The 16,020-nt window shown below is 53.8% G+C and carries 12 protein-coding genes and 1 pseudogene; 5 read left to right on the plus strand and 8 right to left on the minus strand.

All coding sequences use genetic code 11. The features are described 5' to 3' along the window. Positions 1-9: 9 nt before the first annotated feature. Positions 10-249 carry a hypothetical protein gene (locus ACYZTL_RS02580; protein ID WP_461950450.1) on the plus strand — a complete coding sequence of 80 codons (240 nt, stop codon included), beginning with the start codon at positions 10-12 and terminating at the stop codon, positions 247-249. A gap of 249 nt (positions 250-498) precedes the next feature. Here ACYZTL_RS02580 and ACYZTL_RS02585 read toward each other — a convergent pair whose 3' ends face one another. The 5 genes from ACYZTL_RS02585 to ACYZTL_RS02605 all read right to left on the minus strand — a co-directional run bounded on the left by ACYZTL_RS02585 (position 499) and on the right by ACYZTL_RS02605 (position 7,361). Further along, positions 499-1,806 carry an OprD family porin gene (locus ACYZTL_RS02585; protein WP_461950451.1) on the minus strand — a complete coding sequence of 436 codons (1,308 nt, stop codon included), beginning with the start codon at positions 1,804-1,806 and terminating at the stop codon, positions 499-501. Positions 1,807-2,115: 309 nt separating this feature from the next. Continuing rightward, on the minus strand, positions 2,116-3,768 hold the full coding sequence (locus tag ACYZTL_RS02590; RefSeq protein ID WP_461950452.1) for an AMP-binding protein: 1,653 nt from the start codon (positions 3,766-3,768) through the stop codon (positions 2,116-2,118). Then, a complete protein-coding gene (locus ACYZTL_RS02595; protein ID WP_461950453.1) occupies positions 3,765-4,511 on the minus strand; it encodes a nitroreductase in 747 nt (248 codons plus the stop codon). Before ACYZTL_RS02595 ends, ACYZTL_RS02590 begins: the two co-directional genes overlap by 4 nt. 45 nt (positions 4,512-4,556) lie before the next feature. Then, positions 4,557-5,900 carry an MFS transporter gene (locus ACYZTL_RS02600; protein ID WP_461950454.1) on the minus strand — a complete coding sequence of 448 codons (1,344 nt, stop codon included), beginning with the start codon at positions 5,898-5,900 and terminating at the stop codon, positions 4,557-4,559. Between the two features lie 339 nt (positions 5,901-6,239). Then, positions 6,240-7,361, minus strand: a complete 1,122-nt coding sequence (locus ACYZTL_RS02605; protein WP_461950455.1) for an AraC family transcriptional regulator — start codon at positions 7,359-7,361, stop codon at positions 6,240-6,242. Between the two features lie 292 nt (positions 7,362-7,653). Between ACYZTL_RS02605 and ACYZTL_RS02610 the strand changes: the two genes are divergently transcribed. The 3 genes from ACYZTL_RS02610 to ACYZTL_RS02620 all read left to right on the plus strand — a co-directional run bounded on the left by ACYZTL_RS02610 (position 7,654) and on the right by ACYZTL_RS02620 (position 10,430). Then, entirely contained in the window at positions 7,654-8,421 is a 768-nt protein-coding gene (locus ACYZTL_RS02610; protein WP_340311689.1) for a 3-hydroxyacyl-CoA dehydrogenase, read from the plus strand. 60 nt (positions 8,422-8,481) lie between these two features. Next, positions 8,482-9,672, plus strand: a complete 1,191-nt coding sequence (locus ACYZTL_RS02615) for an acetyl-CoA C-acyltransferase (RefSeq protein WP_340311687.1) — start codon at positions 8,482-8,484, stop codon at positions 9,670-9,672. Positions 9,673-9,935: 263 nt separating this feature from the next. Beyond that, on the plus strand, positions 9,936-10,430 hold the full coding sequence (locus tag ACYZTL_RS02620) for a MaoC/PaaZ C-terminal domain-containing protein (RefSeq protein ID WP_461950456.1): 495 nt from the start codon (positions 9,936-9,938) through the stop codon (positions 10,428-10,430). Positions 10,431-10,596: 166 nt separating this feature from the next. Here ACYZTL_RS02620 and ACYZTL_RS02625 read toward each other — a convergent pair whose 3' ends face one another. After that, positions 10,597-10,962 (minus strand): histone-like nucleoid-structuring protein, MvaT/MvaU family, encoded by a 366-nt coding sequence (locus ACYZTL_RS02625; RefSeq protein WP_461950457.1) that lies wholly within the window; start codon positions 10,960-10,962, stop codon positions 10,597-10,599. Between the two features lie 480 nt (positions 10,963-11,442). On the opposite strand from ACYZTL_RS02625, the pseudogene ACYZTL_RS02630 reads away from it, so the two are divergent. Continuing rightward, positions 11,443-11,655 (plus strand): annotated as a pseudogene (locus ACYZTL_RS02630) (hypothetical protein); the annotation flags it as partial. 153 nt (positions 11,656-11,808) lie between these two features. Here the strand turns inward: ACYZTL_RS02630 and ACYZTL_RS02635 are convergent. Further along, positions 11,809-14,895 carry an efflux RND transporter permease subunit gene (locus ACYZTL_RS02635; protein WP_461950458.1) on the minus strand — a complete coding sequence of 1,029 codons (3,087 nt, stop codon included), beginning with the start codon at positions 14,893-14,895 and terminating at the stop codon, positions 11,809-11,811. Beyond that, complete coding sequence (locus ACYZTL_RS02640) at positions 14,892-16,010, minus strand: efflux RND transporter periplasmic adaptor subunit (protein ID WP_461950459.1); 1,119 nt, start codon at positions 16,008-16,010, stop codon at positions 14,892-14,894. Before ACYZTL_RS02640 ends, ACYZTL_RS02635 begins: the two co-directional genes overlap by 4 nt. Positions 16,011-16,020: the final 10 nt, after the last annotated feature.

The raw sequence follows: 16,020 nt of genomic DNA on the forward strand, positions 1-16,020 counted from the left end.
TATGTAACGATGAGTGCGCGTCAAAATGACGAAAATGAAACGGATAAAATTCACGAAAAACTCTCCTTAATCGACAGCACGAGCAGGTTGCCGGATGAGACATCTGAACGGGCCAATCCTATGGATGTATCAGAATTTCCTCGTTCGCTTCCTACCCTTAAGCACGGAAAAATCCAGCCAGAATCAAATCTCAAGCCTTCAGTACCACCTCCCACAATCGTCTGGCACAAACTAATGTTGGAGCAGTAGCTGAAGAACCCGCAGCTTCGTGCATGTTGGCACCGATGCCGAATTGCCCCAGTTGCCGAGATGTCACTGACCCAGTCTGCTCCTCTCGAACCATTGCCAATGCGGGATTTGTGCAGATTTAGAGGTGAGTCAGTCTTGCTTCAGCTCGCGGGTCAATTCGGCGCCGGCGTCAACAGGACGTGTCAGCGCAGAGGCCAATTGACCAGCTCAGAACTCTCGAAATGAGCGCGATACGTTTATGCTGCACCCTTAGAGAAGCGGGATGCTGTAGCTTACAAACACCCGGTTCTGATCTTGATCACGGGCGGCTTCGCTATTGGATTTACCGTTACGCCAGCCGAAGCCAACACCTTTGAGCGCGCCCGACTGAAAGACGTAGTCCAGAAAGATATCCCTTTCCCATTCTTTCTGATTGTCGCCGGATCTCGTCTTGATATTGTCCCCGGAGACGTACATGACCGAGGCTTTCAGGCCTGGGACACCCAGGGCGGCAAAGTCATAGGCGTACTGACCGAATGATGTACGCTCCCCTGCACGGGTGAAGCTCTGGATCAGACGGTCTGTATACAGGTACAAGCTGCTGCCTCCAGCGCCTTTATCTACCAAGCTACCTTGGTTGAGCTGGGTGAAGCTGCTACCGTCCGAAACGCTTTGGTAGCCCGCAGTTATCGCATGGCCGCCAAGGGTGTATATCAATGCAGCGCTCCAGAGACGGTTGTCGATCACGCCATCACCGTTTTTGGTGTAGCCACTGATTCTGTAACCCGATGTGCCGGAGCTGTTTTCACCTGACGAGTCAGTTTTGAAGTAGCGCAGGTCGGTTTTCAGGGATTGGTTGTCCGAGAACGCAAGCGTGTGTATCAGTCCAAAAAACTGCTGGTTATAGTAGTTCTCGAGGTGGGCATAGTAGTACTGAGCCGTCAGATCCTTGGTGACTTTCCAGTCACCCCCGACGAAGTCGAACTGGTTGCTTTCGCGGGTACCGCCCATAGCGGCCAGCCCCGTCTGATCCGTTGAACCGCGACCAGTTGCATGTTCAATTCGCCCACCCGTCAGGGTCAGATCCTTGAACTCGCTCGAGGTGATTTGGCCGCCCTCGAAGGTTTGTGGCAGCACCCGTCCATCGTTGGCGACCAGAATCGGAAGTTTCGGAATCAAGGTGCCGTAGCGTAGTTCGGTCTTCGACATTTTGACCTTTCCGGTCAGCCCCAACCGGCTCCACTCGTCGACGGCTCGGTTGTCACTGTCCGATGGAATCATAGAGCTGCCGACGTGTCGTCCCTTGCCAGAGTCCAGGGTAATGCCCAGCAACCCCAGGGTATCCACACCAAAGCCAACGGTACCGTTGGTATATCCCGATTTGAAGTCCAACATGAAACCCTGCGCCCACTCTTCGGTTTTCGAAGGGGCAGCGGTTCCATCACGGTTGTCATTATTGAAGTAGAAGTTCCTCATTCCCAAGGTAGCTTTGCTATCACTTAGGAAGTCAGCAAACGCCTGGCCACTTAGGGCAATGCTGCCAAACACCAAAGTTGCAGAAATTTTCTTTACGTTCACTTATAACGCTCCGAGTTTTTTATATTTTTGTAAGCAACAGAAGCAACAAGAAAAACTTTCCAAGCCAACGCAACAAGCATGAATCCCACACAGACGTTCGCCAACATGAATGTATAAATTTAGTATGCTGATCGGGAGTTCCCAATTCGCATCCAACGGCATAATCCACCTTCTGACTTCAGATGAATTAGAGGAGTTCTATCTAGACATATTTAGCATTATCTCGCTCACAACATCAGCATGTGAAAGTTGTGCGCAAAACTATCGCCACTACAATTCAGCTCCCTCTATGGGCGAGGTGAACACGCCCTAGCAATTTGAGGCTAAACGGACAATTGCATCGCGACTACCTGCTTGCTCTCGAAGTAAAAACTTCTGAATTTTCCCAGTTGCGGTTTTTGGCAACTCCGTAAAGATCACTCTGCGAGGGCATTTGAAACGAGCAAGACGGGTCTGACAGAACACAATCATTTCTGCCTCGGTGGGAGGCTCAATACCACTTTTTAGTTCGACAAACGCGCATGGGACTTCCCCCCACTTGTCATCAGGCTGAGCGACGACTGCGGCATGTAAAACAGCTGGATGACAATGGATGGTTTCTTCGATTTCTACGGACGAGATATTCTCCCCTCCGGAAATAATGACATCCTTGCAACGGTCGGTAATTTGAATATAACCGTTGGGGTGCACAACTGCTACATCACCAGTATGAAACCATCCGCCTTCAAAGGCTTTTCGGGTTGCGCTTTCATTCTTCAGATAACCCATCATCACGGTGTTGCCCTTGAGTAGCAGCTCACCAGTTGTTTGGCCGTCTTTTGGTACTGGCTGCATAGTTTCGGAGTCAGCGACCATTAGGCCTTCGAAGGCTGCTGCACGAGCCCCTTGGCGCACACGGAAAGCGCCTTGCTCGCTCGGTGTTAAATCGTCCCAACCGTCCTGCCATACGCAGCTAATCGGGGTGCCGGAAACTTCAGTAATTCCATAAACATGGTCAACATCGAAGCCTCGTGAGACTACGGCGTTGAGTACAGTGGCGGGAGGTGGGGAACCAGCAGTCAGCACTCGAACCGGAGTTTTAAGCGGAGGACGGTCTGCAGCGTTCGCAATCATGGCCATAACAATAGGCGCCGCACAGAAGTGGTCGACACCATAGTTATCTATCGACTCAAACACTGTCTCTGCGGAAACTTTTCGCAGGCACACGTGCGTGCCGGCCGCCGCAGTGATAGCCCAGGTAAAACACCATCCATTAGCGTGGAACATAGGTAGTGTCCACAGATAACGAGGAGCCCGGGAAAGCGGCCAGTTAGTCATCTGCAGCATACTCATGAGGTAAGTGCCGCGATGGCTAGCGACAACACCCTTTGGATCGCCAGTTGTACCCGAGGTGTAGTTGAGCGCTATCGGCTGCCACTCATCGCTAGGCCATACCCCTTCGAAATCTGGACTACCGCTGCCAATGAAGGTTTCGTAATCGATGTCTCCAATACTTTTGCAAACGGGCGCCAAGTGGTCATTGATGTCGATCACCAACGGACGGTGCTCGAGGAGCTCAAGCGCGGCATCAGCCAGTGCTGCAAACTCTCGATCCACTAAGAGGAGCTTGCATTCCCCATGACGCAGTATGAATGCCACGCCTTCAGCATCCAGGCGGTAGTTAACTGTATTCAGTACCGCGCCACAGAGGGGAATCCCAAAATGGGCTTCGAGCATGGCAGGGGTATTCGGAGACAGAATTGAAATGGTGTCTCCCGCACCCATGCCTTTTCCGGAAAGTGCTGAGGCTAGTCGATAGCACCGTTCGCGCGTTTCACTCCAGGTTCTGCGAAGTTCTCCATGGACAACAGCTATCCGATCCGGGTGCACAAGTGCTGCGCGATCTAGAAAACCAAGGGGGGTCAGGGGCAAATAGTTTGCCTTACAGTGATCAAGCCCATTCTCATAAGCACCAGGCTTCATGGCGTTGTCTCCTTATTATTGTGATGAAAAGTGGAAAAAGAGCTCACCGGCTCGCGATCAGTAACTAAGGTGTTCTCAATACTGGTCTCGTCGGCGTATCCAAGACTCATTCCGCAAACCAGCATCTGATCAGCGGGGATTGAAAGAGCTTCCGAAATCACTTGGTGATATTTCAGAAAGGCTGCTTGTGGGCAGGTGTGTAACTTCCTTCCTCGAGCTGCCACCATCACGGCCTGCAGAAACATTCCGTAGTCAAGGAGACTCCCTTCCTTTAGCACTCGATCAATAGTGAAGATCAAGCCGACCGGTGCATCAAAGAAATGGTAATTGCGACCGTGTTGCGCATGCATCCGCTGTTTGTCACCCTTTGCAATTCCCAGCAAACCATAGAGTTCCCAGCCGACTTTCCTTCTCCGATCAACGTATGGTGAAGTCCATTCGCGTGGGTAATACTCATATGCGTCTTCTAGGTTGTTGCTAAGCGACGGGTTGTTATCAATTTCCGCGATCGCGCGTGAAAGATGAGCCTTTGCTTCTCCAGTGACAACGTGGACGCGCCAAGGCTGCATGTTCACTCCCGTTGCGCAGAATCGAGCGACATCAAGGATCGATTCAATTTCTTCGCGTGGCACAGGAGTGGGCAAAAAAGCCCGAATGCTGCGTCGTGAAGCTATCGCCCAATCAACCGTTTGGCTAAGAAGTTCAGACGATATTGGCGGTTTGGATAAGCGATTCATTTTCATGCCTTCGAGTCCACGGATTCAGCTACAGGCGGATGCATCATGGTATTAACTAGATAGGGCTGGGGCCTTTCTAACTTGAGTCGAGTCTGCGCGGGACTGATTGATCATGGTGACTGCGACAGCGCCAATAAGGCCAGCAAGGCTAATGGCCATGAAGTTCTTCTCAAGCGGAAGGTTTAGTGACACCAACCAGCCAATGAGAACAGGTGCGACAATAGCGCCAATTCTTCCCACACCAGACGCGAAACCCACGCCGGTTGAACGAATCGATGACGGGTAGAAATCCCCAGCGTACGCATATGCCAACAGCTGGGTACCAAGAGTCGATGCCCCGACAATGAACACCACAGGAAATAGCAAAGTGGTTGAACGCGTATAGCCCAAAATTGTTAGAGCAATTGCTCCTACGATATAAAAGCAGACCAGTACATGTTTGATGTTTAGCTTGTCGCTCAACCATCCTCCACCAATTGCACCGACGATGGCCCCCACATTGAAAACAATCACAAAGTTCAACGCGGAGCCAAGACTGAACCCAGCCATCGCCATAAGCTTGGTCAACCAAGAGTTAAGGGCGTACACCATGAAGAGGCCGGTCATGAACGCTGCCCAAATCATTACGGTGCTAAAGCCTCGACCATCCTTGAACAAGTTACGAACAGGGGCTTCCTGCTTTTCCAATACTGTGGCGTTTCCGGTCATCAAAGTGTTTTCGTCGATAATGAGAGTAGGGTCTATCTTGCGAGCAATAGCCCGTAGCTCATCCTGACGTCCGGTTTTAAGCAGGTAGCCTATGGACTCAGGCATAGTCTTTAGGATCATAGGAATCAGAACCACTGGCAGCAGCGCTACGTAAAACACCCACTGCCATCCATGACTCTCAATGAGTTGCTTGCCAGTTAGCGCAACCAAAATACCGCCCACGGAGTACCCCGCGAAAACGAGGGTCACCAGGCGAGTACGGAGTTTGAGTGGAGAAAACTCACCCATCTGAGCGGTGCAAATTGGCAGTACGCCGCCGATGCCAAGGCCCGCGATGAAGCGAGAAATGCTGAAGCTAATCGGGTCACTGGTGAGACCAGCTCCAGCAGTGAAAATACTGAACAAGGCCACGCAGATTGCGATCATCTTGGGACGCCCAATACGGTCAGCTAGCGTTCCAAGAAATATCGCACCGAGCATGGTTCCGAAGAGCGCAGAACCAGCCATGATGCCGGCGCTGGTTGGATCAATGTTCATGTCCTTCATGATCGCCGGAAGGGCTGCACCGACTACAGCAAGGTCATAGCCATCAATTATCAGAATGAGGACACACCAAAATAGAATGAGCCCATGGAAGCGGTTGAACTTCGATTCAACCGCGAGTGCATAAATGTTTACCGGCTGCATATCGCGTCTCCTTCGATCTTGTTTTTGTTTGTGAAGTGCTAGGCGCCCTGACTTGGAGGCATATCGAGGAGGAGAACGCACCGGTTGAAGACTTGGTGGTCTGCTTGAGATGCGACACTTGGGCTACCTGCGTCGCATCGTAGGAGTTGGGCTTGCTGCGGCCTATGCCCTACGGCATCGTTCTGCTTGACCGATTTGGACACCCATAGCTGGCCAGAAACCACCAATGTGATCTTGGGGAAGAGATGTACATCAGCATTTTGGTAGGTGAAACGAGCTGCAGATCTCAGTACGTAATCTGGAGGGGGAAGTAGTTCTCTTGTTCCGGTAGAAAGGCTTTTAGCTTTCGCCCGGTTCGTCAGCATTGGAGCGGCGATAAGCGCCAGGGCTCACTCCCGTCCACTTCTTGAAGGCGCGGTGAAACGCACTGCTTTCTTGGAAGCCTGTGAGAGCAGCTACTTCGGTTACTGTCATATTTGGCTGGCACAGCAGGTTGATCGCCATGTCGCGGCGCAGATTGTCTTTCAAACGCTGATAGCTAACCCCCTCGGCTTGGAGCCTTCGCTGAAGGGTCGAATATGACATGCCGAGCACTTTTGCCACCTTATCTAGCTCTGGCCATTCCTCCGGATTCAGGTCTCTCAATCTCATTCGGATCTGGGCGCTGATGCTGTCCTCATTACGGTATTTTACCAGCAGATTAGCAGGCGACTCTTTCAAGAACGTCGATAGGCTCGCCTTGTTTTGAACGACCTTCAGGCTTAGAAAAATGCGGTCAAAACGAATCATCGTAACTGGAGCGCCAAACTGAATTTCTTCACAAAAGCGCATCCGATAGTCGCTATCGTCGAGCGGTCGATTCGGTCTAAAGCAGAGTTCCTTTATCGGAATGCGTCTGTTACCCAGCCAGCAGAGCAATCCATGCACCAAGATCAGCCATGTTCCGTAGCTAAAGAGGCGGCGCTCAATTCCTTTGTCATGGATAACAATGACGGCGGAGTCGTCTTCAAGCCTCAGTTCACCGTGAATATCATCCAATACGAGGCGTAGAAAATTCAGAATCCGTCGCAGCGCTTGCCCTAACGACTCGCAGTCAATCGAAGACTGGCACATCAATCGGAAGCTACCTCTTCGCATTGGATGGCTATCGATTCCGAAAAACTCATCGTCGAGTAGATCTGAAAGAGCGACCCACAGGCGAGAAAATGCAGCAGCCGAAACCCTGGCCTGGGGAGAAGTGAGGAGTTCCGGGTCAATACGTGCTTGCTGCAATGCGATGGATGTGTCCAGTTGGCGCCGCAATGCGCCATCAAGGGCTTCATGCACCAATCCAATTGAAGTAGTTCCCTTGTCCTGGATGAGCACGCTTATTCCTCTCCGCAGCTGATTTCTGACTTGATGCTGAACTTCAAATCTCTTCGGCAGTTCTGATTCGAGCAACCTGACGAGCCTAAATTTCATCTAGGTTCCTGCTCCCAGCATTGCATGTTAACCCGAAGGTTTTGTTATCAGGGTGCCCATTTGCAACCCCTCCTTCCAGCCCTCGATCCCTAGCCTCAATTGTCCAAAGCATTCAAATAAGCTGAGGCGTTTGAGCATTGTCGAGGCCACTGACCATCGACACTATCCGCTTAAGAATCTCCGGCGTGGCTTACACCTGAAGTAAACCAGCGGCCGGCAGCGATCTGGCCTTTGGGCCTTTTATATGTCAAGTAACCGCGTATGCGGTACTGCCAATTTGTGAGGAAACATCATGCGCATCGAAAACTCAGTCTTCCTAATTACTGGCGCAGGTTCTGGACTCGGGCTGGCTTCGGCACGCGAATTAGTGGGCCGGGGTGCAAACGTGGTGCTGGTCGATGTAAACGAAGCCGCTGGTGTAGCTCGCGCTGATGAGCTTGGAAAACGTGCGATTTTCGTGCGAGCCGACATCACCAGTGAGATTGATTGCCGTACAGCAATTGCCTCAGCAATTGGCGTCTTTGGCGCGTTGCATGGGGTGATCAACTGCGCAGGTGTTGCACCAGCCGAACGGGTTTTAGGTCGTAATGGCGCACATGGGCTTGAAAGTTTTCGCCGAACTATCGAAATCAATTTGATCGGTAGCTTCAACATGGTTCGCCTTGCTGCTGAAGCTATGGCGGGAGGAGAGCCCAATGTAGAAGGTGAACGCGGCGTAGTCATAAATACGGCCTCTGTCGCAGCTTTTGACGGTCAGACAGGCCAAGCCGCTTACGCAGCGTCCAAAGGTGGAGTCGCTGCCATGACACTACCATTGGCACGCGACTTAGCTCGTTCAGGCATCCGCGTTATGTGCATCGCACCCGGAATATTTGAGACCCCGATGATGGCGGGTATGCCTCAGGACGTGCAGGCATCATTGGCAGCCAATGTGCCGTTCCCTCCACGGCTGGGACGGCCGTCCGAGTACGCGGCGTTGGCAGCGCACATCATCGAAAACTCCATGCTTAATGGTGAGGTGATTCGTTTAGATGGTGCTTTGAGAATGGCCGCGAAATAGATCGAGCTAAAAGTTTGTGATCGGGCACAAGCCCCCCAACATGAAACAGAGGATTCAGTTATGAGCCATACCGACCCTATCGTCATTGTCAGTGCTGCCCGAACTCCGTTAGGAGGCTTTCTTGGGAATTTCAAGGAAGTCACCGCTGCGCAACTGGGTGCGGTTGCAATTCGTGCCGCCGTGGAACGAGCCAGCCTGCAGCCCAGTGACATTGGCGAGGTCATCATGGGATGCGTGCTACAGGCTGGGCAAGGCCAGGCTCCGGCTCGCCAAGCTGCCCTGTTGGCGAATCTTCCGGAGCACGTGGTGTGCTCAACAGTCAACAAGATGTGCGGCTCTGGCATGAAAGCGCTGATGTTCGGCCACGACCTTCTCCATGCCGGGAGCGCGGAGGTGGTGGTTGCTGGAGGCATGGAAAGCATGTCAAACGCTCCCTACCTGTTGGAGCGAGCTCGCTCAGGCTATCGCATGGGCCACAGCAAGATCATTGATCATATGTTTCTCGATGGGTTGGAAGATGCCTACGAGAAAGGCCGGCTCATGGGTACATACGCCGAAGACTGTGCTCAGAGTTATGGATTCACTCGAGGCCAGCAGGATGAGTTTGCGATCAGCTCGTTGACCCGAGCTCAGAAGGCAATCACCGAAGGGCGTTTCCAGGACGAAATTGTCCCTGTGCTGGCTTCGTCTGGCCGTGAGACGGTTTCGATTGAAAGCGATGAACAGCCGGGTAAGGCCCGGATCGACAAAATCCCTACGTTGAAACCTGCGTTTCGCGAAGGCGGGACGGTGACTGCGGCGAACTCCAGTTCTATTTCGGATGGCTCGGCTGCCCTCGTGCTGATGCGCTTGTCTGAAGCCGAGCGTAGAGGCCTTACACCGTTGGCCCGGATAGCAGGTCATGCATCCTACGCGCACGCTCCCGGCCTCTTTGCCACCGCTCCAGTCGGTGCGATTAAACGCTTGCTCGAGCGAACCAACTGGTCAATAAAGGATGTTGACCTCTTTGAGATCAATGAAGCCTTTGCAGTGGTTCCCATGGTTGTTATCCGAGACTTGAACGTCGGACATGAGCAATTAAATGTCCACGGTGGGGCATGCGCTTTGGGGCACCCGATTGGCGCGTCAGGCGCACGTGTTGTTGTTACGTTGGTAAATGCTTTGAGGCAGAACACGCTAAAGCGTGGCATCGCTTCTGTGTGCATTGGTGGTGGCGAGGCGACCGCGATTGCTATCGAACTCCTCTCATAGAGCAGCGTTGACTGGCTATAAGCTTCCTGCTGCGCCTCGCAGATCTTTTTTTGCTCAAAGAATCTGCCTGCGAACTACCAGTTCCTAATAGTTGATCAAGTCGAAGGGGTTGGCTTGATCACACTTAACCGCCCAGACGCGCTGAATGCGATCAACACAATGCCTGACCAGAAAGAAGGGATGCGAGCATTTGTGGAGAAACGCACAGCTAAGTTTTGAGCGGCAGTGTCGCGAGTTCAACGCTGCAAAATCGAGGAGATACCGTGGCAGAGAAAGAGCTGTTTTGGGAAGACTTCACCCTAGGTAGAATTTGGACAGCCAAGCAATCTGTTCCTATCACAACGGAACAAATTATCGCCTTTGCTGCCGAGTACGATCCTCTCGATATACATATAGATCCTGACCTTGCCCGTTCGAGTCCGCTTGGGGTGCACTGTGCCAGCGGGGTACAAACCTTCGGTATCTCGCAGCGGTTGATGTGTGATGCCTTACTGCTTCAAACAAATGTCGTGGCGGGTGGGAAGATCGATGGTTTTAGGATGGTTGCTCCAGTTGTACCTGGAGACACTCTCAAGCTCTCAATTCAAGTCGTTCGATCACTCATCCACGCGGAAAACCATGAACGGGGGTGGGTTGTGTTTAAAATTGACGTCGCTACGACGGAGGGAAAAACCGTCCTTGTTTATGAGGTGGCGGTATTGATATTGCGCAGGGGCAGTCAGGGTGGGTCTTTACCTGGAAGCGTTGGCCAGCAGTGAGGCTCCTGTGGCCCTCTTTTGGCCAGAAACGCACAGATTGTAGCGCCAACTAGCCGTTGCTCAAGAGACCCAGGAGATGCTTGATCTCTGCGCCGAGAAGAACAACCGCCTCTCTCAAATGAGATACAGGAGGCCCTCGGAGGGCCCCTTTGTACTCAAACCGAAATCACTGGGTCAGCCAGGATTCGACAGTGGCGGAACCGTGCTCTGCTTTCCACTCCTTCAGCGTTTTGTGATTGCCGCCTTTGGTTTCGACGACTTCGCCGGTGTGCGGATTTTTATAAATCTTTACTTGGCGTGGTTTACGAGTGCCGGTCTTGGACTCGGCTGCTGGTGCGCGACGACCAGACTTCGGATCAAGCAGGTTGATCACGTTCGGTAGGCTGTAACCGTACTCGGCGAGCAAAGCGCGCAGCTTCGATTCAAATTCTATTTCTTTCTTCAGGCCAGCATCGCCCTTCAAGGCTTCAAGCGCTTGGAGTTGCTCGGCGAGGTGTTTTTCTAGCTGACGAAATTCTGCAAGCTTAGACATGGCCAATCTCTATGTAATTAGTCTCCTAACAGTACACCAAAACAACGATGTGCATGAAGTGGCGACAAGAGAATGTTTGAATAATCGCGAATAGGGAACATTAGTGCGATGGCGCCACCTCTGAGACTGGGCTCGCGGAACGGAACTGAGAGCGAGGTGTCATTTGTATTAGACACATTAGTGTCGCAATCCTGTTGAGATAGAGAGGTGGTTTTCATGAACAATATTATCTACATCGTCGGGGCCGTTGTGATCGTCCTAGTTATTCTTTCGTTTGTCGGTCTTGTATAGCCTTAGCTGCTAAGCACATCACTGAATCATCTGTTTGGCGCTAACAGCCTTTTAAGTGCCAAGGCGAATACCCGAAGATGCCTCTGTGAGACGCCCCAAGCGCTGCCACCTGAGAACCGTTCTGGTGGTGCCAGTTGCGGTCTAATACGAGCTAAGCCACGGCACTTGGAATAACAAGGCGTTTCCGAGATGTATCCGACGACACCTGACGGTCGCTACTTTGTAGTCAAAGGGCAGCTGTGGCGCTCCACCAACCCCTCGCTGAATGTAGATGCGCGGCAGCGCCTCTTCGATGTACACATAGCCGCGTGTCGTGAGGTAGAGGCAGCGAAAGCCTCTGACGATCTTGGGCAGCTGAAGTTGGCCAGGGCGCGCGAAAGAGCGGAGGTGGCGCTCGGGGAGTGAGGCCCGGTGTAGTGGAACGACGGCAGCCCAGATTTGAACCGGTTTCAGGTGCCCATCAGCAAGTCGTCGAAGAGATCGTGCCGTTACCGCTGGAGTTTCGCTATAGGGTCAAAGTCAGTGCGGCGGGATCGACCCGCCGCACCTTCCGGTTTATGCGGGCTGCGCTATAAGCGCGCGGCTGCTGTCGAGCTTGATCCTAAACCAGATGGAGTACATGGCTGGCAGAAACACCAGAGTCAGCACTGTTCCTGCCAACGTTCCTCCGATCAGCGTGTAGGCAAGCGTTCCCCAGAACACCGAATGAGTCAGCGGGATAAAGGCCAGAATCGCCGCCAGTGCGGTCAGGGTCACCGGCCGGGCACGCTGTACGGTCGCCTCGACCACTGCATGAAACGGATCAAGTCCCGCCCGCTCGTTGTGATGAATCTGCCCAATTAAAATCAGCGTATTGCGCATGAGGATGCCAGACAGCGCAATCAGGCCAACCAATGCGTTAATGCCGAATGGCTGCTGAAAAAGAATCAGCATCGGTACTACACCGATCAGCCCTAACGGACTGGTCAAGAAGACCATGACCATGGCAGATATCGAACGAACCTGCAGAACGAGAATTATCAGGGTGATCGCCAGCATAATTGGAAAAAGCGGCAACATCGCTACCGTCGCTTTACCGGACTCCTCGATCGAACCCGCTTGGTCGATGCGATAGCCCTTCGGCAGTTTCTCAATGACAGGCTGTAACTGTTCGGAAATCCTCGTTGATACGTCTGGCGGCTGCAGACCTTCGGCGATATCGCCACGCACAGTGATCGTTGGCACCCGGTCGCGCCGACGCATGACTGGCTCTTCCATGCGGACATCAACCTCGCCGAGTTGCGAAAGCGGGATGCGTTGCCCGTTTGCACCAGCCAGCGTGAAGTTCATGACCATTGCCGGATCGAAGCGATTGCCACCTGCCGAGCGGGCCACCACTTGCACCGTGCGGATGTCCTCTCGCACGGCGGTCACCGGCACGCCGCTCAACAGGAATTGCAATTGTTGCCCTACCGCGCTGGAGGTGAGTCCAAAGGCTTGCAAGCGATCCTGCTGCAAGGTGAAGTGCAGAGCAGGTGCGCGCGCCCCCCAGTCGCTATTGACTGTGCGCATCATCGGGCTGGCAACCATGACTTGCTGCACCTCAGCGGCAATCTCGCGCAACTTAGCCGGATTTGGCCCAGTAATCCGGTATGCAACAGGGAATGGCGAATAAGGGCCGAACACAAGTTGCGTGACTCGCACCCGTGCCTGTGGAGCCAAGCCCTCGGAAATCGCCTCCCGCAACCGATGCTTCAACGCCTCGCGCTCTTGCTCGTTTTCCGTACGAATCACGATCTTGGCGAATGACGGGTCAGGTAGCTCCGGCCCCATCGCCATGTAAAAACGTGGCGCGCCCTGACCGATGTACGCTGTAACGATCCGGGCTTCTTTCTGCTCTGCCAGCCAGGCTTCCACTTCTGCAGTGGCGGCGCTGGTTTGGGTGATCGATGTGCCGTAAGGCATCTGAACTTCTAAGAGCACTTCAGGGCGGTCGGAGACTGGGAAAAACTGCTTCTTGACCAATCCCATTCCGAGTATGGCCGCCACGAAAAGACTTACTACAGCACTCGCGACCAGCCACTTATGCTCTATGACCCTTTGCAGTAACAGGCGAAAGCGGTTGTATCGCGGCGTAGCGTACATCGCGTCATGAGCACCTGCGACCTGTTTGATATCGGGTAGCAGCTTGACGCCAATGTAGGGTGTAAACACCACGGCAACTAGCCACGACGCGATTAAAGCGACACCAACGATCCAAAACATGTTGCTGGTGTATTCGCCTGCCGTAGAGCGGGCGAAACCATTTGGCATAAAACCGACAGCAGTGACCAGCGTGCCTGATAACATCGGAGCGGCAGTATGGCTCCAGGCGTAAGCAGAAGCAGCGATGCGGCTGTAGCCCTCCTCCATTTTCACAACCATCATTTCGATCGCGATGATGGCGTCATCCACCAGCAAGCCCAGCGCCAAAATAAGCGAGCCCAGGGTGATACGGTCAAAATTTTTGCCAGTCGCCGCCATCACCACGAAGACCATCGCTAAAGTCAGCGGCACGGCCGCTGCGACCACCACGCCGACGCGCCAGCCCATGCTAACAAAGCTCACTAGCATCACCACCAATAACGCAACGAAGAACTTGATCATGAACTCATCAACCGCTGAGTTGATGTTGACTGCTTGATCCGTCACCTTGGTCAGGCTCATTCCCAGCGGCATCTCTGCGTTGATCCCCTCTACCTCGGTGTCCAGTGCCTTGCCCAGATCCAAACCGTTCCAACCATCGCGCATGACAATGCCCAGCAACAGCGCGGGCTCACCACCATTACGGATCATGAAGGTGGCCGGGTCTTCATAGCCACGCTTGACGGTGGCGATGTCCGACAACTTCAGCGTAACGCCTTGCGCGATGATAGGGGTGTCACGGATTTTCGACATTTCATCAAACGCACCATCCAGACGAATGAACACCTGGGGCCCTTGGGTTTCCACGGAGCCGGCGGGAGTCAGAACATTCTGTCCGTTAAGCGCGGCGAACACTTCTTGCGGGCCGATACCCAGCGTCGCCAAACGCTCATGCGAAAATTCGACATAAATGCGCTCGGGTTGCTCGCCGATAATATTGACCTTCTTCACCCCCGCTACGTGCAGCAAGCGCTGACGCAGTTTCTCCGCATCACGTACCAGCAACCGCTGCGGCTCTCCTCTGGCCTTGAGCGCGAACAGGGCAAACGTGACATCCGAGTATTCGTCGTTGACCTTCGGCCCGATCACGCCTGCCGGAAGTGCCTTCGCTTCATCGCTGACCTTCTTGCGCGCCTGGTAGAACTCTTCCTGCACCTGCGATGGCGGCGTGCTGTCGAGCAGCGTCAAGGTCGTAAAGGCGAGGCCGGGGCGCGTGTAGGTTTCACTGCGGTCGTACCAGCGCAGCTCCTGGAGACGCTTTTCGATTTTTTCCGCCACCTGATCCTGCATTTCCTGCGCAGTTGCCCCGGGCCAGGCAGTGACGATAGTCATCACCTTCACCGTGAACGCCGGGTCTTCCGCCCTCCCCAGCTTGAAGAATGCAACGAGCCCGACCAGAGAGATCAGGCACACCAAGAACAGTGTGACGGAGCGCTCGCGTACCGCGAGTGCCGACAGGTTGAAGCGACGCTCACTCATCGACGAACCCCTTCGATAGTCGCGACGTTGCTTTGCCCCGTCACTCGAACTTGCTGGCCTTCCTGTAGCAGGTGGGCGCCGAGCGCGACGATCTGCTGACCTGGCTTTAACTCACCGGAGATTCGCGCGAGTTCATCATTAAGTTGTTGAACCACAACTGGCTGCCAGCGAACTTGCGTCGGCTCTCCCCTTATGAGCCATACTCCCGGGCCGTCGCCGGAGTCGTACAGAGCGCTTATTGGTACCTGCACACCTCCTGCCTGGGTGGAAGAAAATTCATCTGAAATTTGCAATGTGATGGTGGTGCCCAGAGGAGCAATTGCCTGCTCGCCGTCCAGCACGTAGCGCGCTTCGAACGTTCTAGTCAGGCTGTCTGCAACATCCGATAACTGCCGCAACTTCGCAGCCACACTGGGGCCTTCTTTGCCGTACAGCGAGGCCTGAGCAATCGAACCGATTGTAGGTCGCAGGGTTTCCGGCAATTGGATCAGCGCTTCTCGCGGCCCAGCATGCGCTACGCGCACCACCACCTGTCCCGCATTCACGACCTGACCTGGTTCGACCAGCGTGTCCATGACGATGCCGTCCGCGTCCGCACGCAATTCTGCATATTGGATGGCGTTAAAGGCCACTTGCGCCTGAGCCTGAGCCGCGCTGAGCTGAGCCCTGGAAGAATCCGCCGCAGCCTTGAATTGGTCGTAGGTCGAAGCTGATATTGCGCCCGTTCCACGCAGCACACGGTAACGGGCCTCGTCCTGACCTGTTTGCCGCGCTCGCGCTTGCGCAGCTGCAACAGCCTCGCGTTGCGCATGTGCGACCAGTTTCAAATCGACTGGGTCGATGCGCATGAGGATTTGGCCGCGCTTCACGGTTTGCCCCGTATCAACCAGGCGTTCCAGCACTTTGCCGGAGACTCGAAAGCCCAGGTCACTTTGAACACGAGCCGCTACGATGCCGGTGAAAGTGCGTGGCGTTCGTGTTGCCGCTTGAGCGATCGCGACACGCACCGACGGCGATTTGGTGCGTGGATCGGTTGGCACTGTCTCGCCGCAAGCGACCAACGCAAGTGGAAACAGGCAAATGACAATAGGTAATACAAAGCGGCGCAGGCGCATGAGAGTCCCA

Source organism: Pseudomonas sp. LB3P81, assembly GCF_054897965.1.